Origin of the sequence: Halopenitus salinus (genome assembly GCF_042662125.1) — an archaeon.
Classification (GTDB): domain Archaea; phylum Halobacteriota; class Halobacteria; order Halobacteriales; family Haloferacaceae; genus Halopenitus; species Halopenitus salinus.
Map to the genome: position 1 here is coordinate 260060 of NZ_JBHSXL010000002.1, position 19524 is coordinate 279583.

Genomic DNA, 19524 nt, shown 5'->3' on the forward strand with positions numbered 1-19524 from the left:
AATCGTCCTACACCGCCGTGATTCAGTCCTCTGTAGAGGTCTACGGCTCGGAGGCTGAATATATGCATTCTTGATCTGCCGTTTCGATCACCTGAAGCAACAACGCCCACCGATTCGCGATTGCATCGTCTCGGGCCTTGGGCGCCCTTCCCGAACGCGAAAACACCACCTCATTAACTGACATCACCCCTCGGACCCGGGAATAGGTGGTAATCGACTTCTTCGCTGATGGATGCAACGAACTTCGCAAAAGGCAGTTGGATGGCCTGTTGTCAGCGACTACTCCCGTTCTTCGAGGACGATTCGCCTTGCCTCAGCTACCAGTCCGTGGGCATCAGCCATCGCTTTAGCATCAAGAGCGACGGCGGCCCCAACACCATCCTCAAGGACGAAGTTCATCTCAATAACGTTCTCGAAGCACTGCACCAAGCAGGTGAGCTTTCCGTGGTCTCCCGAATAGGTGTCTTCATAGATTGGAGCAGTTAATGATTCCATCCGAGAATCGTCGATTGCAGATTCAATCTCCCCGGTAGTATATTTCTCAGCGACATCATCCCTTAGATAGACGATCTCGTAGGAATTCTCCTCGTATTTCACGATACTACGAAGGTGTCCATCCGTTCGTTGCTCGAAAAAGTTCTCGAGACGAGTGGCCATCCTTGTCGCCATATTACCATCTCTCGTCTCTTTCACTATATGTGTACGGCAAAGAACCCGGCGTAATATTTCAAATGCTCGACTTCTAGGGGTCAGTACTCCGCTGACGACGGACCTGTTCGGGATTTGGAACCCAGGGATGTGCGTTCCAGCAATGCCGGGCGTGGCTTTGCGGTGAGTCGAACTCTCTACAACAGGATCCACACACGTAATTGGCATCGGGCCAGGGCTCGCTGACGAACATCGCTGTCACCGTCGTCGCTACCGGCTCGGGAGCTTCGCTCCGCGTGACGTACTTGTAGCCGATAACCGTCCGTTGGCCCATCGCTGTTCGGGCGACCTCGGCGGGCTTCTCCTCGGGGAGATACACCCAGCGAACGAAGTCGTCGACCGATTTCTTGGCTGAGGGCTGGAGGATGAACCATCGCTCGTGGTCATCTCGGAACAGGTAGCGTTCGGTCCCCCTGTTTTGGAGGTATATTGGGTCACCCCTGCCGGGGACGAGCTGCAGTCCGAGCGACGGCGATACCGGTTTCAACAGCTGGTCGACGACCGATGGGTCGTCATCTGTCCGGCTCTCCGAATCAGCCTCCGCTACGAATTCATCGAGACTGGCATTCGTGGTCACGGGGACCACCTCCCGAGGGAGGCCTGTTCCCGGTTGGACTTAGTTGGGACTTCGCAGAGAAACCGCCACTTCGGCTGCTCTCGGATCTGCTTATCGGGGCGATTTCCCGCTTGGCTGGGGTCTGTTTTACCGGCACAGTGCCAGCCCTTGTCTCTGAGCGCTTTGATCATCGAGCCGTCGAAGTCGGCCCGCACGAACGTCAGCAGGAGCCGAACGCCTCGTCGCCGGCCGTGCCGACGCACGAACCGCTCCATCGACCGGGCGAGGGCGGCAGAGGCGAGATTGGGGAAATCGACGCCGATGCAAATCCGTGCCGCCTCGACGATCTCGTCGCCCTCGTATCGCGTCCCGTCGTACTCCAGCGAGCGAATCAGCGGATAGCGCCACGTAATCGCACCTAGTAGCTGGTCCTGGTAACAGAGTCCGTGATGGACGAGATTCGTCCGGGGGACATCGTCCATATAGGAGTGATGTGCTTCGTAGATCGCGCCGCCGACGTGGCGCGGGATCGATTCGATATGGACGCGCTCTGCGAACCGCAAACCGAGCGGCGCCGTGACCGGCTGGCCTTCCCGATGGATGGGACACGAACACCCCTCGGGGGTAGGCGTATACTGGAAGCCGGTACTCCGTATTTGGTCTAGAGAGTGTGTTTGGGTCACGAGTCGGTGTCGTCGATGCGCTCCTGTCGGTCGTTGTATCGCTCCAGTTCGCGCCCGATTTTCTCGAGCGCCTCGACACCACGTTCGAGGAGCCGGTGGGTGGCTCGCGCCAGTCGAAGCGTCTCCATCAGTGCCTCCCCTCCGGGGGTTCGATGAGGTCGTTGCTCTCTTCGGCGAGTTCCCGGATTACCCGTTCTACGTCAGCATCCTCGGCAACCGTCCGATGTACGAGCGGGGCAGGATATGCACGGTCGCCCTGGCTGCAGAGAACGACCAGCCACTCGTCGCTTCCATCCCCGAGTACGATGTAGTGGTCGCGATCAGCGCGCTGGAAGACCCGCCGATCCGGGCGAGAGACGGCTCGCCAGTTCTCGGGGAGCGTCGGCGACGGCCGTCCGCCGTCGGGGAGTGCGACGACGTCGTCGGTGATTGCCGCCATCGCGGCGTCGATCTCCTCGTCGGTGAGGTGCCAGCACGCCGCTGCACCGTCGCACTCCAGCTGCGAGACCACTTGATTCCGGAACGCGATGTAGTGCTCACGAGCGAACTGCTCATCGTCGTAGTAGTCGAGAAGGAGCGCGCACGCGAGCTGGGCGGGCCCGCTGCCTCGATACCCGACCTCGAAGCCGCTGGGACTGTGGTTGACGAGATCGAGACTGCGGTCGGGTGTGAGCTCTGTGTCCTCGGGACGACGAGTGACAACCAGATCTCCACGTCGACGTCGGCCGACGTACGCCGTCGTCATTTGAATCGCCCCCGTTCGTCCCGCTCGCGATTGGACACGTCCCACTCGTGGTCTGTTGGTTTAATCTCGGACCCGAAGCCGTGTCGTTCGGCGTGTTCGGTGCGACTGAGGAGTTCGAGGTTTTCTGGTCTGTTGTCCCACCTGACACCATTCTTATGATGAACGTGCTTGTCCGCGACGGCGTCGAACCCGCGCTCTGCCACCATTACGAGTCGGTGGATACCGACCGAGTCTGTCGTCCCACGATAGTTTGTGGCACAGATGACGTAACCACGGTCGGTGAACACGGCGGGATGCCGTCGACGGTTCGGGGCCGCCTCACGTGCGTCTCGACGAGGAATGTCGAACTTCTGCATCCACTTATGCACCGTCGGTTGCGTACAGTCGAGCTTATCTGCGATCTCGTTCGTACTCAGCTCCTGTTCCCAGTAGAGTTCGTAGAGGAGCGATTCGTCTCGCCAGGGGTACTCTGAATCGGTCATGGCTCGGTAACGGGGAGTGGCTTCCCCCGCGCCCCTCTCGGGGGCAATAAACACTACCGAGCGGAATCGTACTTGAATCTCAGATCCAGTTCGTCACCGACCCGAGCAGGTCTGCAGACAGCGTGAGTTACGGTGGGAGGTGACGGTCGTAGATATTCCGCCGATGCCCGACCGCCTCGACGATGAGGACATCCTCGTCTCGGTCCCACGTGATGATCGCACGGTAGTCACCGGCACGAAGCTTGTAGTACGGGTAGCCGGTGAGCTTTTCGAGTCGGTGGGAGGTCCAGTCTTTCGCCTCGTCGAGTTTCTTCACCAACCGCTCTTGCGCTTCCGATTCGAGTCCCTCTAGCAAATCGAGTGCTTTCGGTGTCCACTCGACCTCAGTCATCGATGCCTAGCCGGTCCTTCACGTCGTCCTGCGACACCGTCTCGCCCTGCTCCCGCTGCTCGCGGCTCTCGGCCAGATGCTCCAGCGCTTCCTCGGACAGCTGCGTTGGCGGGTTGACAGCGTCCCGAAGCGCGTCGCGGATGAACTCGGATTTGTTCGCGTAGCCACGCTCCTCCCAGACGTCGTCGACCTGTGCCAGCAGCGACTGTGGCACCCGGACGTTGATTTTCTCCATTTCACCGTCGCCGCCGGCGTCGCTGTCAGTGCTCATATGCTGTGATACGCCTGTATCACGTAAGTAGCTTCGGTTGGATACGCAGACTGTGATTGACGAGGTCCAGACTGCGCTCGAGGGAGAGTCGACGATGCTCCGAGAGGTTCAGGACGACGGCTTGGCCGTCGACGCGGAAGCCGACGTATTCGACTGCGTCTCGGTGAGCCTGACCTGGCGATGCGACTGGAACCGATTCCGAACTGGCCATAGGTACATTCCCGTTCATCGTTGCTCGCGGGCGGTTCGGTGACCCCCGCACCCCTCTCAGGGGTTCAACAAACAGGACGGCGCTGCGTTCGGCAACGTATTTGGCAGTTGCAACGTACTGTCCACATAATTGAGGATGGCTGTACTGGACGATCTCTCGGGGTTCGAGTTCGAGGACGTGATGGAGGACGTGTTCCGGAACCTCGGCTACGAGAACGTCCGCCAGGCCGACCGCACGGCTGACGAGGGTCGCGACGTCATTATGGAGGAGGTCGTCGACGGCACGCGGCGCGCGATCATCGTCGAGTGCAAGCACACGGGGACGGTCGGGCGGCCGGTCGTCCAGAAGCTCCACTCCGCCATCGCGACATTCGATTTCGACGGCCCCAAACGCGGAATGGTCGTCACGACCGGCCGGTTCACGAATCCCGCTCAGGAGTACGCCGATCGCCTCCAGCAGAACGACGACCCGCACCCAATCGAGTTGCTCGACGGCGAGGACCTCCGAGAGATCGCCGACGAGATCGGCCTCGACCTCTACAACGGTCGCATCGAGATTCTCTGCGACGAGACCCTGCGCCCGTACGATCCGGCCGCCGACGTCGACGCCGCCGTCGCGGAGGCATTCCGCGACATCGAGAACATCGAAGCCGCCGACCTCTCAGACCCACACTCATCGGTGACGTTCCGCCCGGTGGTCGCTGTCACCGCGGACACGAACGCCGTCTTCGAGACGTCGGTGGGCGTCATCCACCGGATCAACGACCGGACGCGATTCGTTGCCCACGCCGAACGCGGGCAGCCGCAGGTCGTCGATGAGGACGTCGGGACGCTGGTCACCGAGAACCTCCACGCGACGGTCGACCTCGACACCGCGCAGTTCGGAGAGGTGTTCGACGACGTCGAGGAGCGCCGGTTCGGGCAGACCCAGACGGAGTACAAGGACTGGGCCGTCGAGCGGCTCCAGGAGCACCACACAACGACGGTGACCTACACCGGCGACAACAACGTCACGTACAACAAGACTTGCGAGCCGAACCGCTCGGACATCTCCGTCCAGTCGATTGAGCCGGTGTACCTCCCCGAAGTTCGGCACACCACCGACATCCAGGAGTACACCTACCCCTACGAGTACTACGCGGCAGGCCCGTCAAGAGTGACAGCCGAGGACGGCATCCACCGCTGCGTTTATTGTGACACGAGCGGCGGCGACGAGACGTACACCTACTGTCCGAACTGCGGGGCCATCGCCTGCTCCAGCCACACCAAAACGGAGCGGCTGGAAGGCGAACCGGTCTGTACGGGCTGTCCCGTGACGGAACGGTTCGCGCTGAAGACGAAGTACTTCTACGACGAGGAGAACCTCGAAGCGTTCCGCGAGGAGTACGCCGCGATGCCGATCCATGAGAAGGTGATGGAAAACAAGTGGCTGGCCGGGGGAAGCGTTGTCGCGACGCTGCTGGTCGTCGTCGGACTACTCGTCATCGGCGGCATCATCTGAGCGGGCTAAGCGTTCACGCCGGCTCAGCGACCAGCTCTTCGAGCGCGTGCTCAAGCGGGCCGTGGAACTGCCAGCTGGCCCGCTCGAAGGCGTCCTCGGTCGGACCATCCCACCGGGGGAACGCGGAATGACCACTCACCTTGACCGTCCACTCGGACGGCTCCTCGAATGGGTTCCGGGTCGGGAGTTCAACGACGTAGAGGTACTCTTCGTCGCCGTGGATGCCGTCGGCCGGATTCTCGACGCCGTGTCCGAGCAGAAACATCGGCTGGTTGAGGTGCTCCATATTGTCCGGATCGAGGAGATCCGAGGGTTGGTCAGCGTGGATGCTCCGATCACGCCCTTCGTCCACGTAGAGGGTCATCGTCGAGAGTGTGTCGAGGAACAGGAACTGGGCAGCGGCGTACGCAGGCCCGCGCTCTGTTCGTGTCTCGTCGAGCAGCTGCTTCAGCTGATTAAGGTCACGGAGGACGCTATCGGGATACCCGTCCGAGTGTCGGTAGATTTGTGCGATGCGGTCGGTATCGGACTGTTCGCCTGCGGTCTCGCTCCGTTGGATGAATCGGAGTTGACTTCGTGTCGACATCGATCACCGCCGGCGCGTGTGCGCCGGCACCCATCGCCGGCGCAGAAACAACCTCTCCTGAATCGAGTGGGGTTTCTGGGATCTCGACGAATGGCTGAAACTGAGAAACTTAAACCCGGTTAAAAACGGATTCCGAAATTCGCAAGATGGCAGTCGGGTGGGGTCCTTGCTCGGAAACTGATGCTGTTCCAGCCCAAAGGTATGCGTATGTCATCGGAGTCTGAGAGGGGCTCACCACTCCCCGATCCGGATGAGATTGCCAGGCGGGCCGAACGGCAGCGTAGTCTGTACGAGGAGGCCGCCGAGAATCCAGACCGGGTGGTGCCAGCGATGTTCATCGAGGACTGCGCCCGGTGCGAAACGCTCGCCGATAAGCGGCGTCGTGAGGGCTTCTATAAACACTTCTATCGGACACTCCCTGACCGAGAGACAGCGAAGCTGTCCAGCGACGATCTCCCCGAGGAGATTCAGTCTGCTGCGCCCGTCCATCGTGCAATTGATGATACGACTCTCGAGGACGAGAGCGCGGACGTGGCCTCCGTTTCGGAGCTGTGGGAGCAGATCGGTACTGGTGAGCACCCGGGCAAGCTGTGTCAAACTCCACTGGTCCACTATATCGACCGTGAGGACTGCTATATCCACGCAGAACCAACGCGGGTCGGCTTCAGCTATGGCCTCCCCGTATTCGTGTATAAACGCCGGCAATCGGACAACCACTACGGAGTCTTCTTCTCCAGTGAGAAGGCGTATCTGTGGCTCTGTGGGTGGATTCTGCACGCCAACGGATTCTTCGACCCGAAAGAGTTCATCCCATCACTCTACTTCTTGAAGGCCTCGGACCCATCCACAGTTGCTCCTGAGCTGGTGTCCAAAACAGAAGATCTCGTGTTTCGTAACGGATTCCCCGGCGTAGACGCGCCCGAAATCACAGACCTGCCGGACGGGGCCAATCTGTACCAATTCCCGTACAGCAAGGACACGTATGCGGATCAGTTTGCTCGATGGCGCCGTCTCTACTTCGACGAGCGAACCCCTCGTGGATGCGGGTCCTGCGACGTGTGTCGGGCGTAAATTCACCGCCCTAACGCGTGCTCTACGCTAGGTGCGACACCTCTGATGGTTCTTCGACGTCGTCGAACTCGCCGCGCTCGACAGGCTCCCAGTCCTCACCTGGCTCCGGACTCCACCAGTCGACCTCGTAGGCGCCCGGTGCGCCGAGGATCTTCACGCGCGCCGACCCATCAGGCAGGTCGCGGCGCAGTTTTTCGTCGACGTGGAGGTTCCAGGTCGTGGTAGAATCGAAGCAGGCGAGCACGGCCTCCTCGTAGCCGCGCGTCTCGCGGGATTCTTGGAGTTCGACCTGGGTGTTGCAGTTCTTGCAGAACACCCCCTCGAACGGGATGTGAGTGAAGACCTCCTGCCCGCAGACGGGACACCAGAGGAACTCGAACAGTGCCTCGCTGTGTCGGTCAAGTACTTCGAGACTCATTGGTTGACTCACCCGGTCGTACCGGGCCACCACCTCGTGCCCGGCCGAAAAACAGCGCCCACCGCTCACTCACTCACCGTTCGGCGCCGTAGACGATGCGTGAGGGGGCTTCGTACCCACAGTCGGGGCAGTCGTACCATCGCTGGATTTTCGCCCCGTCTGCTGCCTTCTCGCCGACGCGAACGTCGTCGTTCGGACACTCCGGACAGCTGAGTTCCGGGGTGGGCCGCTCCCGGAGTTCGTCACGGAACGACTTCGCATCCTTCGTCTCGTATCCTCGCGACCAGACGGGGTAGCCGTCGACGAGAATCACCCCGCGCCACGTGTACCGGTAGGAATCCGGCGTTCGATGCAGGACGGCTCGCGCACCGGTCTCGGTGTTCCGATACGCGAGTGTCGGCGAGCGGCTCTCGCGTCGCCAGTTGGTGATGGGAGGCATTATTCAGAAGTGGACGTCAGCGGGTACGATCCAGAGCTCTTCACTCTCCTCGAGGAGTCGATCCAGTTGTCCACGGTGGCGAATGCCGGTTCCGTGTTCGGTGTACAGGAAGATCGTCGGGCCGTCGTACGCACCAACCTTGTGGAAGGCGTGCCGGGCGAGGTCCTCGTCGCGCATGATCTCCTCGTCGGAGAGCTCCTCGATGGCCTCTTTCACCCGGTCGAGATTACGCTCGAATTCCTCTTTCGTCGCCTCCCAGCCACGCTCGAGCAGGTCTTCGCCGTCATCGGAGTCGACGGGGGCTGCCGTCGGCAACTCCCCCCATCGGGCCGAGCCAGCGACCCTCGTGTCCTCCTCGTCGAAGGCGACAAAGTAATCAAATACAGCACCGGATTGGGGCTCAGCGCCGACCAACTGCCTGAATACTGACTTCCCTGCAGCCAATGCTTCGTCTTCTGTCGATGCCTCTACGAGGGCGTAAATGACCAAATGCATCTAAACCACCTCAGCGCCCGTGGGCTAACCGCTACTTGACCCAACGCGCGCCGCTCTCTCACCGGCGCGAACAAACAAATCCTGACTGGTACTCTTAGTACAGCTCAACTTCATAGAGAAATCGTCTTTTACTGCTCAGCTCGTCAAACGTCACATATTGACGTCCACCTCGAAACGAGGTTCCTCCACGCTGGATACGGCGTTCCACGGGAGTGACTTACGGGTTTGTGCGCTGTTCGTTGGGATTTGTCCCGATCTCGGGGGCGTCTGTGGTCGAACGCCACTCGTGGTTGTCCCACTGGAACCGCACGGGCCGCGCCATCGGCCTGACTTGCTGCTCGGTGATCCGCCGCAGGAACGTCTCTGCGGCTGTGAGATCGGCGTGTCCCTCGAACCCGCAGGGGCAGGTCAGGGTCTCTCGATGTCGAACTGTCTCGGCTTGCTCCCCGCATTCCGGACACGTCTGACTCGTCCATGCCTCGGTCTTCTCCGCTACCTCGATTCCATACTCCTCACAGACGGACCGCAGCTGATCGACGAACTGCTTGAACGCCCAAAAGTTCTCCAGCTTCTCGTTGATTTCAGGGGATGGTTGGATTTCGATGACGCCGGTGAGGTCGCCAATGTACACCGTTGCGATCCCCTCGTCGTGTAATCGTTCAACAAGGTCACGGATGAGGGCCTTCTGGGCATGGGTCCGCCGGCGGGAGCGTTTGCGGTAGAGCCGGCGGATTCGTTGGCTCGTGTCCCGCTCTGGCGGCAGCTTGGACGACAGGCGCGCGATCTCTTCGGTTGTCGAACGGAACTGCTCGAACAGCTCCTCACCGTCGTAGAGGTACCGTTCCCCTGTCGTGGTCGTACAGGCAACGAGATTGTTGGCACCTAAATCGAGGGCGGCTTCTTCCGAAGCCAGTGGTGAATCCAGTTCCGAGTCGTCGACTGAGACTGGTTGATATGCTCGATAGGTGCCTTCAACCTCGTCGTATTGAATTTCCAGTCGCCCCTGTTCGCCGGACCACTTCGGATCGCCACGCACCTCCAGTCGGAGCCGTTCGTAGTACCCCAGTCCATACTTCTCTTTGAGATCCTGGCCGACCGGAATTTCGACCCGGGAGTAGTCGCCCCACTCGATCTCGTACGAATCGTTCCGAACGAACAGCCGGAGATCTCGCCCGTCCTCTTGATTCCCCCAGTAGCCCGGTGGGGACGCGTCTTCACCGCTTTCCAATAGCGCGAAAAACGACTTCCAGGCGGCGTTGTTCTTTCGTGTCACCGTCTGGACGCCGGCAGCGCCGAGTTGGCCTTTGTACTGTCCGCGAAACTCATTGGTCTCCCAGATGTTCTCGTCATCGAAGAACCGCTGGCGGCGGGCATAGTTCAGCTCGTTCCAGAAGCTCGCCGTCGCGTCCATGACGTCTTGTAGGAGGGCCTCATCCGACTCCGAGCGGGGACGCACCTCGAAAGTATTGATCCGTTTCATCGCTTGCTTATTTCCTGCTGGTCGGGTCGCTCTCATCGGCGCGGAATGTAGCCGAACCGTTCGATCTCGGCGGCCTGTTCTCGGAGAAGCCCGACGAGGACTTGCTCTGGAACGCCTGCCTGTGCTTGTTCGACCAACAGACTCTGAAGTCCCTCACGGTCGTCCTCGACGGCTTTGAGATCGTTATCGCCCATCGATGCGCTCCCGGGTATCCCCGGTTTCGTATTTGAATGTTGGCGACGCCGTCTGGCTCTGAGAGTTACGGTGACTTCGTTCGAAGACGGCGCCGGCGTGTGGGTCCGCGCCGACCAAGCGGTCGAACACCGACTTTCCGGTGGCCAGCGCGTCGTCGTGCGTCGATGCCTCTACCAGTGCGTAAATCACCATATGCATCTCGAACACCTCGAAACGCCGACGCACCGGGAATCGTTGCTCGCTCCAGCTGCGCCGGCACCCATCGCCGGCGCGGAATAAACAACTCTGGCCTCACTCGATCACAGGATATTGTTCGCCCACTCGACGGTGATCGCTACGGCATCGGGTGTGAAAGCTACGATGGTCATTTTACCGTTGATTGAACTGGAAACACTCTTGAGATGTATTCACGCACAAAACACGATGTGCCGTTTCAGAGGGCTACGCTAATTCCGAGCGACGGAATCGGAAATTCGCGATCTTACTGGTCGAGGAGACACTTTGAAAGCGTCACGATTCGGTTAGCAGCTGTCGAAGGACGTAGTGTAGGATGCCGCCGTGTTCGATGTATCGCACCCCGGCAGGTGTGCCCACCTGGGCCGTCACCGGGAACTCAACCGACGACCCGTCCGACCGCTCCGCAGTCACCGTCAACTCGGCCATCGGCTCCAACTCGTCGTCCAACCCGTAGATCGTGTAGACCTCTGACCCGTCCAATCCAAGCGCCTCCCAGGAGTCACCGTCCTGGAACTGCAACGGCAACACACCCATTCCGACGAGATTGTCCCGATAGATGCGCTCGTAGCTTTCCGCGATGGTCGCACGAACACCGAGAAGGTCGGTCCCCTTCGCCGCCCAGTCACGGCTCGACCCAGTCCCGAACTCCTCGCCCGCCATCACGACGAGTGGAGTTCCCTCCTCGCGGTACCGCTGGCTGGCCTCGAACACGGTCGTCTGCTCACCAGTCGGATGGTGGATGGTGTACCCGCCCTCGACGTCGTCGAGCATCTGATTCTCGATGCGGACGTTGGCGAACGTGCCTCGCATCATCACCTCGTGGTTACCCCGGCGGGCACCGTACGTGTTGAACTCGTGGGGCTCGACACCGTGGTCCATCAGCCACTGGCCGGCCGGCTGATCCGTCCCGAACGGCCCGGCAGGACTGATGTGGTCAGTCGTAACCGTGTCACCCAGCGTTAGCAGACACCGTGCATCCTCGACGTTAGAGACGCTGGGTTTCTCCAGCGGGAAATCTTTGAAGAACGGCGGCTCCCGGATGTATGTCGAGTCCTCGTCCCACTCGTAGACCTCGCCCGTCGGGGCCTCCAGCGCGTCCCATCGCTCGTCGCCTTCGAACACTTCGGCGTACTTCTCCTCGAACATCGACGGGTCGACGAAGTCGTGGACGGCTTCGTGGATCTCGTCGCTGTCTGGCCAGAGGTCCGCCAGATAGACCGGGTTGCCGTCCTCGTCGTACCCCAGCGGGTCCTGCTCCAGATCGATGTCCATCCGCCCAGCGAGCCCGTACGCCACCACCAGCGGCGGGCTGGCGAGGTAGTTCGCGCGCACTTTTGGATGGATGCGCGCCTCGAAGTTCCGATTCCCGGAGAGTACGCTCGTCGTCCAGAGGTCGTGTTCGTCGATAGCGGTCTCGATCGGCTCCGGGAGCGGCCCTGCGTTCCCGATGCAGGTCGTACAGCCGTAGCCCACGACGTTGTAACCCAGGTCTTCGAGGTATGGCAACAGCCCCGATGCTTCGAGGTACTGGGTGACGACGCGGCTGCCGGGCGCGAGGCTTGTCTTAACGTAGTCCGGGACGTCGAGGCCACGCTCGACGGCGTTTTTCGCCAGGAGCCCGGCTGCCAGCATCACGGAGGGATTCGACGTGTTGGTACAGCTGGTGATGGCGCTAACGACGACGCTCCCGTGCCCGATTTCGACGTCGTTGCCGTCGATATTCACGGAGGCGCGCTTCGTGAGAGGGTCGAGGTCGGGGCGGTCTCGACCGGTGTCCACGACCGCCTTGCCGCCGTCGGTCTGCCCCATCGATTGGTCGCTCTCACCGAGCCACCGGGCCAGCGCCTCCTCGTCAGCGTCGTCGAGTTCGTCCTCGAACTCGCCGTGGAGTAATTCCCGGAAGTGGGTTCGCATGTCACCCATCTCGACGCGGGACTGGGGTTTCTTGGGGCCGGCGAGACTCGGCGTCACGGTCGAGAGGTCCAGTTCGACCGTCTCGGTGTACTCGGGGTTCTGCTCACCGAACAGCCCCTGGGCGTCCAGATACTTTCGGACGAGCTCGATGTGGTCCTCGTCGCGGCCCGTCAGTTCGAGGTAGTCCAAGGTGGCCTCGTCGACGGGGAACATGCTGATGGTCGAGCCCTGCTCGGGCGCCATATTCGCGATTGTCGCCCGATCAGGAACAGTCAGCGTCTCCACGGCGGGCCCATAGAACTCAACGAATCGATCGACAACACCGACATCCCGCAGCAGTTCGGTGACGTGCAGTACGAGGTCAGTCGCCGTCGCACCCTCGGGGAGTTCACCTGTGAGTTTCACGCCGACAACCTCGGGGAGGTTCATCGTGATGGGCTGGCCGAGCATCGCGGCTTCGGCTTCAATACCGCCGACGCCCCAGCCGACGACGCCGATGCCACCAATCATCGGCGTGTGGCTGTCGGTCCCGACGAGGGTGTCTGGGAACAGCCAGTTCTCGCCGTTCTGCTCGCGTTCGTGGACGACTTGCCCGAGATACTCCAGATTCACCTGGTGGACGATACCCGTCCCTGGCGGCACGACACTGAAGTCGTCGAAGGCGTTTTGCGCCCACTTCAGCGCCCGGTACCGTTCGCTGTTGCGCTCGTATTCGAGTTCGACGTTCTTCTCGTAGGCGTCCTCGTTGCCGAAGTAGTCCACTTGGACGCTGTGGTCGATGACCAGGTCGATGGGGACTTCGGGTTCGACGAGGGTTGGGTCGCGGTCCTTGCGTTCGACGGCCGATCGGAGTGCCGCGAGGTCTACAACGGCGGGGACGCCGGTGAGGTCCTGGAGGATAACCCGGGACGGCTGGAACGGGATGTCGGCGTCGGGAACGTCCGGTTGCCAGCCAGCGAGGGCCCGGATGTCGTCCTCGGTAATGTCCTCCCCGTCGGCGTTACGGAGGACGGATTCAAGCATAACACGGATACTGACCGGGAGTTTGTCAAGTTCACAGAGGCCTTCCTCTTCGAGGACGGTGAGGTCGGCCATTTTGTAGGTCGTTCCATCGGCTTCGAACTCGCGGATCGCATTGAAAGGGTTCATTATTGTGGAAGATTTCAAACGGAGTAACCTTATTCTTGTTCCCGTTCTCGGGAGACGGGATTCGAGCAGTTCGACGTGTTCGTTGGACCTGCCCGAAGGGGTTCAGAGAGCTCGTTGCTCTCGTGTTCGACGAGTGACACAGTTCTGCATAAGGTGGCACTGTCTTTCTCGCTAGTCTTCATGGGTTCATACACCCATTTCTTGGCCAGTCTTACCGTCCATGCGTTCAGGCGCGATTCGCGACAACCGCATCGCGTTCCCGGTGACACCGAGGCTCATCCCCATATCACCGACAACGACCGCCAACGCAACGCTGACCAGACCCAGCGGCACGCCCAGCGCCAGCAGGAGCTTTACGCCGAGGCTCGCCCAGATGTTCTGCCGGATCACGCCGTTGGCCGTACGCGACAGGTCGTACAGGTACGGGAGCTTCCCGACATCGTCGCCCATCAACGCAATATCGGCCGTCTCAAGAGCGGTGTCGGTGCCGGCTGCGCCCATCGCGATGCCGACCTCCGCGGTGGCGAGCGCGGGCGCGTCGTTGATGCCGTCACCGACCATCGCGACCTCACCGTACTCTGCCTGTAATTTCTCGACAGCGTCGACCTTCTCGTCGGGCAGGAGTTCTGCGCGATACTCATCGACACCGACCTGCTCGGCGATAGCGCGGGCAGTTCCCTCGTTGTCGCCGGTCAACATTACCACGCGCTTGACGCCCAACTCGTGCAGGCGTTCGACGGCCCGCTTTGAGGCCGGGCGCACCTCGTCGGCGATGGCGATCGCACCCAGCAGTTCCGACTTCGTCCCGACGATAACGACCGTCTTGCCCTCCCGCTCCAGCGCGGAGAGGGCATGTTCGGCGAACGCGCCGGCGTCGGACTCGGCTGCCTCTTCCGCCATGACACCGCCGTCCGTCTCGCGGCGTGCCCGAGCGAGGTCGAAGCCGAGCTCCTCGAAGAGCGCGGGCTTGCCCGCATAGTACGTCTTGCCGTCGATCTCGCCGCGGATGCCCCTCCCGGTGAGGCTCTCGAAGCCAGTCGGGTCGGGCAGGTTGCCTACGCCTGCCTCCTCCGCCCGGGCGAGAATCGCCGTAGCGATGGGATGCTCACTGCGCCGCTCCAGCCCGGCGGCGCGACGGAGCAGATCGTCCTCCGTGGTGTCACCCACCGGAACGACGTCGGTGACGGCGAGTTCGCCCTTGGTGAGCGTCCCGGTCTTGTCGACGGCGACGGCGTCGACCTCGCCCATCGCTTCTAGGTAGTTTCCGCCCTTGATCAGGACGCCGTTCTTCGCGGCGCTCGTGATGCCCGACACCACCGAAACGGGTGTGGAGATGACGAACGCACACGGGCAGGCGATCACCAGCAGCGTGAGCCCGCGGATGAACCATGACTGCCAGTCGCCCGCGAAGGTGAACCCGTAGCCGGCTAGGTCCACCGACACCGGGTCGGCAATGACCAGCGGCGGGATGGCGGCGGTCAGGATTGCCAGCGCGACGACGAGAGGCGTGTAGTAGCCCGAGAAGCGGTCGACGAACTGCTCAGACTCGGTTTTCTTCGCCTGTGCACCCTGTACCATCTCGATGATGCGCGAGAGCGTCGAATCGCCAGCGGTCGAGGTAACCTCTACCTCGAGGTACCCCTCTTCGTTGATCGCGCCGGCGTAGACCTCGTCACCGGTAGCCTTGTCGACGGGGACACTCTCGCCCGTAATCGGCGACTGGTCGACTGCACTCTCGCCGTCGATGACCGTCCCGTCGAGCGGAATCTTGTCGCCGGGGCGGACGACGACGGTCTCGCCAACGTCGACCTCCTCGGCGGGAACGGTCACTTCCTCACCATCGCGACGGACGGTCGCCTCGTCGGGCGAGAGTTCCATCAGCTCGCGCAGGGAGTCCCGTGCCCTGTCCATCGCATAGTCCTCGAGCAGTTCGGCGATGCTGAACAGGACGGCCAGCGTGGCGGCCTCGACGAAGTAGCCGATACCGGTCGCCGCGATGATCGCCGTCCCCATCAGCAGGTCGATGTCCAGACTTCGGTTCTTCGCGGAGTAGTACCCGCTACGGACGACCGGGATGCCACTGGCCGCGACGGCGCCGAGGAACAGAACATCTGCGATATGGAGCGGGTACTCGAGGACGCTCGCCACTGTGACGTTCTGCCCGGTGAGGAGGAACTCGAAGAGGAGACCGAGCGTGACGAACGCCGCGCCGAGCCACATCTTCTTCGCGCGGGGACTCGTCCAGACCTCCGACGGTGGCGCGATGTCGACGCCATTGCCCGACTCCTCTCGCTTATCGCTCTCGGCGTCCGAACCTCCGACGACCTCATAGCCGGCACCTTCGATCGCTTGGACCACGTCGGATTCGCTGATTCGGTCAGGGTCGTACGTAACAGTCGCCGTGCCGGTGGTCGGCTGGAGCGTCGCGTCGACGACGCCGTCGACGCGCTGGAGGCTCTTGTCGACCTTCTGGGCGCAGGAGGGACAGTCCATCTCGGGGACGGTGAAGCGGGCGGTCAACTCCTGTCGCTGCCCGCCCCCGCTCGCCTGTCCCGCTATATTCGGATTCTCTGTCATCACTTCACGGTAGGAGCGGGAGTTCGATAGGTCTTTATTGGAATATTCCAACTACTGGCGTCAGTGTGATGCCAGCCGTTCTTCAGCTACCCGCTCGCCGGCGACATGTTGCTTCGCCAAATGTTCTTCCGCCCGACGGAGTCGGTAGGTGAGTGTTGACCGTGGCACGTCGAGATGCCCGGCGAGCTCGCCGACGTCGACCTCGCGGGGCGACTCGTAATAGCCGTGTTCAACCGCAGCCTGAAGAGCGGCCTCTTGGGCTGGCGGTAGGCCGCTCGGTGTCCCGTCGCGTCCCCCAGCTGATGTTGTTGTGTCCGCTGTGCGGAGCATCTCCATTTGTGCACACTCCCCCACGGCGACTTCGAGAGCGTCGAAGAACGCCGCCACGTCACCATCGCCGGAGTGGATGAGTCGCCACGTGTAGTGGCGCCCCTCGTGACGGGTCTCGAACAAGACGCCGTCGCCGAGGTGGTCGCGAGCGATATGGGGAACTGAGGCGCAGGTCGGAGTGCGCTCCCAGTCGGAGTAGAGGATGAGCGTGTCGTCCGTCCGATCCAGCACACGAGTCGTCTGTGTGGCGCCACAGTCCTCGGTGGCGAGACAGTCAGCGTAGTAGTCGCCGGTGAGAAAGGCGTCCTCGATGGCGTCGAGCGCCTCAGGAGTTCCGGTGGCGTGGTCGACCCGCCAGAGACGCTCGGCAGTGGCGTGCAGCGAGAGCGAGCGGACACGGGCGTCGGGGTGGTCGGCGAGGGCGTCCGCCACCCGGTTACAGCCCGGCTCGTATTCGAGGGCGAAGACGAGTTCGCGCATACCCTGTGTACGGCCTCCTACGACATAACCCATGGCCCGGGGCGATGTCTACTGGCGGGTATCAGATCACGTCGTCCGGGTCGTGGACCTCCTGCATTCGCTGCGCTTCGGCCGCGTATTGTTCCTGGAGGTCGGGGTCATCGACCGTGCCGAGATTGTCGGGTTCAGCGTCGACTGCTGCCGTCGTATCTCGGACGTCGGTGAATGAGGTTAGTGCTCGTTCCTTCCGATAGTACTGTTCGCCATCGGGTGTTGCGTAGGTGAGGATGATCAGATTCTGTTCGTCATCGGAGTACGTCCGCTCGACAAGCCAAACACGAACACCGTCTTTAGGCTGATTTGACATACTTGGGTGTTTCCCGGGATCCACTAAGGAAGTGGTGTTACGGCTTGCTGAGACTCGCCTTCTCGAAGGGTAATTCTCCGGTCGGAATGAGCAGCTCCTGTCGGTCCCCGACCCGCTCAGCGAGCTTCCGTTTCAGGTACTGTCTCGCCGTCGACGGCGTGAAGACGCCCTTGTCGAGCATGTCGCCGACGACGTCTTTGAGGGCTGCGAACTGGCCCTGCAGGTGGCCGTCGCCGACCGGCTCGCCGTCGTACCAGCGCACCGTCGCGAGCGCGCCGTTCCCGACTGTTTCTCCCTGCTCGACCGTCTCTGAGTCGTACTGGAGGCCGAACCACAGCGTCCGATAGGCGGTCACCTCGAACGTCGTCGACACCACGAAGAACGCCTCGTGGTGGAGGTAGTCGAGATGGTCAGCGACGATCTCGTCGAGGGTGAGCCCGGTGGCGCGGGGCTTCGGTTCGACGACCGTCGACGGTCGATCCTCGCCGGCGAGGTAGCCGTCGACCGCATCTGCCTCGAGGCCATCGGCCAGTTCCGCCAGCAGCTGTTTCGCCCACTTGGAGTCGGTGTCGTCACCACCGAACGGCGATTCAGCCGAAATTCGGCGCTTGAGCTTGAGGTTCGCTGCGCCCCAATGGCTGTAGTGGAGCGTGTACTGTCCGTCTGTGCGTTCGTACGCAACGAGTGCGCGGTGTCCCATCGAGCAATCACCTCACGGGGCGACCGCGACTGGATCGCCCCGCACCCCTCTCGGGGGACGAACAACGCTACCAATAGTTGCTATCGAGGCTTCTTTATTCGGGATGAGTAGTGAAATTGGGGCGGCTAAATCGGCGAGTGGATCTATGAACTAAATATGGAAGCTCCTGCAAGTTATCTTCTTAAAGAATCATCGAGTATGAAGTGGATACTACACACAGTTTATGGTTCTCTCCAGTATCTCCAGAGAAGAGGTAAATCACTTAGATAAAATAATTTGGCGATTTTACGAATATTTCCGTCGTTGATCGCTGAGAGGGAGTCCTTACTGAGCTCGTTCAGATCCTTCATAAATTGATCGTACCGTTCATTTGATGCGAGATACAGTAGCCTGGTCATCATCTGACGACGATTTTGTCGGGGGGCGACTTGCTCGTGCCAGAGGTCATCGTAGACTGCCATCGCTTCCGAAGACGTATCCACTGTACCAGTAAGACAACGGTCGGCGGTCACCGCCGCTGCACGAGCTGATTTCATACACTTGTACACACCCTCACCCCATACAGGATCAACCGATGGGACTGTATCGCCAATTGCCATAAATGACGAAGTACTCATCGCTCCCGGCGGTTGAATGTGAGCTGAGCCACGAACCTGCGTATCCGAGACACGTTTGGCGTTTTCAAAGCGTGGATCCGTTTCAAGCCAATATTCGAGGAAACCGTCCACAGTTCGATCCTCAGTGGCGTGCTCCCGATACCGCTTGTTTTGAATGAAACAGACACCGACTTTTGCTGTGTCTCCACCAGTGTGGAAAATCCAAGAATATCCTCCTGGGGCGTATTCGTGGTTTAGCTGTAGCATCATCGCGTCAGCAAGATCGGCATACCCAGGATGATCGAGATTGATTCCCTCAAATTGATATTCGATACCAATCGCGTGATTTTTGCGCTCTAGATCGACGACATCCAAGCTCTTGGCTAACGGTGCAGCTGGCCCTGTAGCATCAATAACTATCTCTGCGTAGATCTCCTCGTCACTATTGTATCGGACGCCCACGACATCCCCATTATCGACTATTGGATCTCTCACACGGGCGTCAAAACGGTAGTCTGCTCCTTTCCTCCGGCCGTCTTCGACGAGGAACTCTTTGAACTCAGAAAACTCCAGGACGAACCCCGGCTGATCTCGAACGAGATAGTTGTTAGGAGATTCAATAACAACTGAATCTGTCGCGTGCATGACCACGTCGTCGGGGATACTGAAGGAGGCCATCATCGACGCGAACGTACCGCCGGTAGATTTGTTGCTCTGTGCCGGGAACTCATCCTCTGCCTCAGTCTCCAAAACAACTACATCGTAACCACGCTCAGCGAGATCTCGTGCACACTGCGCACCTGCTGGGCCTGCACCAGCAATTATCACGTCGTAGCGATCATCCATTTCTGATGTACAAACTCCCAGAATACAGCCGAAAAGGTATTGAAACACAGTGCCACTTCTGGTTCGTTTCAACATAGGCCGTCCTATAGTTTCAGCAGTAATTTTCCGCCGACATCGT

22 protein-coding genes and 2 pseudogenes are annotated in these 19524 nt (G+C 60.8%); 2 read left to right on the forward strand and 22 right to left on the reverse strand.

Annotated elements, in window-relative coordinates; genetic code table 11:
• Window positions 1-279 precede the first annotated feature (279 nt).
• The 9 genes and pseudogenes from ACFQE9_RS02460 to ACFQE9_RS15210 all read right to left on the reverse strand — a co-directional run.
• The gene (locus tag ACFQE9_RS02460; protein ID WP_379739781.1) at window positions 280-669 is read right to left on the reverse strand and encodes a DUF7522 family protein; all 390 of its coding nucleotides are present in this window, start codon (window positions 667-669) and stop codon (window positions 280-282) included.
• Window positions 670-742: 73 nt separating this feature from the next.
• Window positions 743-1285: a hypothetical protein gene (locus ACFQE9_RS02465; RefSeq protein WP_379739784.1), complete on the reverse strand. Its 543-nt coding sequence runs from the start codon at window positions 1283-1285 to the stop codon at window positions 743-745.
• Window positions 1282-1827: a hypothetical protein gene (locus ACFQE9_RS02470; RefSeq protein ID WP_417447953.1), complete on the reverse strand. Its 546-nt coding sequence runs from the start codon at window positions 1825-1827 to the stop codon at window positions 1282-1284. Before ACFQE9_RS02470 ends, ACFQE9_RS02465 begins: the two co-directional genes overlap by 4 nt.
• 116 nt (window positions 1828-1943) lie before the next feature.
• Window positions 1944-2075 (reverse strand): hypothetical protein, encoded by a 132-nt coding sequence (locus ACFQE9_RS02475; RefSeq protein ID WP_379739789.1) that lies wholly within the window; start codon window positions 2073-2075, stop codon window positions 1944-1946.
• The gene (locus tag ACFQE9_RS02480) at window positions 2075-2692 is read right to left on the reverse strand and encodes a DUF6166 domain-containing protein (protein WP_379739792.1); all 618 of its coding nucleotides are present in this window, start codon (window positions 2690-2692) and stop codon (window positions 2075-2077) included. The genes ACFQE9_RS02475 and ACFQE9_RS02480 overlap by 1 nt, the downstream gene beginning before the upstream one ends.
• Window positions 2689-3174 carry an HNH endonuclease signature motif containing protein gene (locus ACFQE9_RS02485; protein ID WP_379739795.1) on the reverse strand — a complete coding sequence of 162 codons (486 nt, stop codon included), beginning with the start codon at window positions 3172-3174 and terminating at the stop codon, window positions 2689-2691. The genes ACFQE9_RS02480 and ACFQE9_RS02485 overlap by 4 nt, the downstream gene beginning before the upstream one ends.
• Before the next feature lie 127 nt (window positions 3175-3301).
• Window positions 3302-3565 (reverse strand): type II toxin-antitoxin system RelE family toxin, encoded by a 264-nt coding sequence (locus ACFQE9_RS02490; RefSeq protein ID WP_058984726.1) that lies wholly within the window; start codon window positions 3563-3565, stop codon window positions 3302-3304.
• Window positions 3558-3836: a ribbon-helix-helix domain-containing protein gene (locus tag ACFQE9_RS02495; protein ID WP_121538244.1), complete on the reverse strand. Its 279-nt coding sequence runs from the start codon at window positions 3834-3836 to the stop codon at window positions 3558-3560. The genes ACFQE9_RS02490 and ACFQE9_RS02495 overlap by 8 nt, the downstream gene beginning before the upstream one ends.
• Before the next feature lie 49 nt (window positions 3837-3885).
• A pseudogene (locus ACFQE9_RS15210) lies at window positions 3886-4047 on the reverse strand (DUF6166 domain-containing protein); the annotation flags it as partial.
• A gap of 135 nt (window positions 4048-4182) precedes the next feature.
• On the opposite strand from ACFQE9_RS15210, the gene ACFQE9_RS02500 reads away from it, so the two are divergent.
• The gene (locus tag ACFQE9_RS02500; protein WP_379739799.1) at window positions 4183-5547 is read left to right on the forward strand and encodes a restriction endonuclease; all 1365 of its coding nucleotides are present in this window, start codon (window positions 4183-4185) and stop codon (window positions 5545-5547) included.
• A gap of 13 nt (window positions 5548-5560) precedes the next feature.
• Here the strand turns inward: ACFQE9_RS02500 and ACFQE9_RS02505 are convergent, their stop codons facing one another.
• Complete coding sequence (locus tag ACFQE9_RS02505) at window positions 5561-6133, reverse strand: hypothetical protein (protein ID WP_379739802.1); 573 nt, start codon at window positions 6131-6133, stop codon at window positions 5561-5563.
• 207 nt (window positions 6134-6340) lie between these two features.
• On the opposite strand from ACFQE9_RS02505, the gene ACFQE9_RS02510 reads away from it, so the two are divergent.
• On the forward strand, window positions 6341-7204 hold the full coding sequence (locus ACFQE9_RS02510) for a hypothetical protein (RefSeq protein ID WP_379739805.1): 864 nt from the start codon (window positions 6341-6343) through the stop codon (window positions 7202-7204).
• Between the two features lie 22 nt (window positions 7205-7226).
• On the opposite strand, the gene ACFQE9_RS02515 is transcribed toward ACFQE9_RS02510, so the two are convergent.
• The 12 genes and pseudogenes from ACFQE9_RS02515 to ACFQE9_RS02570 form a co-directional block, all read right to left on the reverse strand.
• Entirely contained in the window at window positions 7227-7622 is a 396-nt protein-coding gene (locus ACFQE9_RS02515; protein WP_379739808.1) for a DUF7567 family protein, read from the reverse strand.
• A 73-nt stretch (window positions 7623-7695) separates the two neighbouring features.
• Entirely contained in the window at window positions 7696-8061 is a 366-nt protein-coding gene (locus ACFQE9_RS02520) for a DUF7568 family protein (RefSeq protein ID WP_379739811.1), read from the reverse strand.
• A 3-nt stretch (window positions 8062-8064) separates the two neighbouring features.
• Window positions 8065-8556 carry a hypothetical protein gene (locus ACFQE9_RS02525; RefSeq protein ID WP_379739814.1) on the reverse strand — a complete coding sequence of 164 codons (492 nt, stop codon included), beginning with the start codon at window positions 8554-8556 and terminating at the stop codon, window positions 8065-8067.
• Between the two features lie 217 nt (window positions 8557-8773).
• Window positions 8774-10036 (reverse strand): RNA-guided endonuclease InsQ/TnpB family protein, encoded by a 1263-nt coding sequence (locus ACFQE9_RS02530; protein ID WP_006825404.1) that lies wholly within the window; start codon window positions 10034-10036, stop codon window positions 8774-8776.
• 32 nt (window positions 10037-10068) lie between these two features.
• Window positions 10069-10230, reverse strand: a complete 162-nt coding sequence (locus ACFQE9_RS02535) for a hypothetical protein (protein WP_006825403.1) — start codon at window positions 10228-10230, stop codon at window positions 10069-10071.
• Window positions 10231-10309: 79 nt separating this feature from the next.
• Window positions 10310-10429, reverse strand: a pseudogene (locus tag ACFQE9_RS15215) (DUF7995 family protein); the annotation flags it as partial.
• Between the two features lie 312 nt (window positions 10430-10741).
• Window positions 10742-13531 (reverse strand): aconitate hydratase AcnA, encoded by a 2790-nt coding sequence (gene acnA / locus ACFQE9_RS02545; RefSeq protein WP_379739819.1) that lies wholly within the window; start codon window positions 13529-13531, stop codon window positions 10742-10744.
• 186 nt (window positions 13532-13717) lie between these two features.
• Window positions 13718-16108 (reverse strand): heavy metal translocating P-type ATPase, encoded by a 2391-nt coding sequence (locus ACFQE9_RS02550; RefSeq protein ID WP_379739822.1) that lies wholly within the window; start codon window positions 16106-16108, stop codon window positions 13718-13720.
• 60 nt (window positions 16109-16168) lie between these two features.
• Window positions 16169-16918: a helix-turn-helix domain-containing protein gene (locus ACFQE9_RS02555; protein ID WP_006825399.1), complete on the reverse strand. Its 750-nt coding sequence runs from the start codon at window positions 16916-16918 to the stop codon at window positions 16169-16171.
• A 61-nt stretch (window positions 16919-16979) separates the two neighbouring features.
• Window positions 16980-17264 carry a DUF7967 family protein gene (locus ACFQE9_RS02560; protein ID WP_006825398.1) on the reverse strand — a complete coding sequence of 95 codons (285 nt, stop codon included), beginning with the start codon at window positions 17262-17264 and terminating at the stop codon, window positions 16980-16982.
• Between the two features lie 37 nt (window positions 17265-17301).
• Window positions 17302-17964 carry a DUF6735 family protein gene (locus ACFQE9_RS02565; protein ID WP_379739827.1) on the reverse strand — a complete coding sequence of 221 codons (663 nt, stop codon included), beginning with the start codon at window positions 17962-17964 and terminating at the stop codon, window positions 17302-17304.
• Between the two features lie 221 nt (window positions 17965-18185).
• On the reverse strand, window positions 18186-19406 hold the full coding sequence (locus ACFQE9_RS02570) for a digeranylgeranylglycerophospholipid reductase (RefSeq protein ID WP_379739830.1): 1221 nt from the start codon (window positions 19404-19406) through the stop codon (window positions 18186-18188).
• Window positions 19407-19524: the final 118 nt, after the last annotated feature.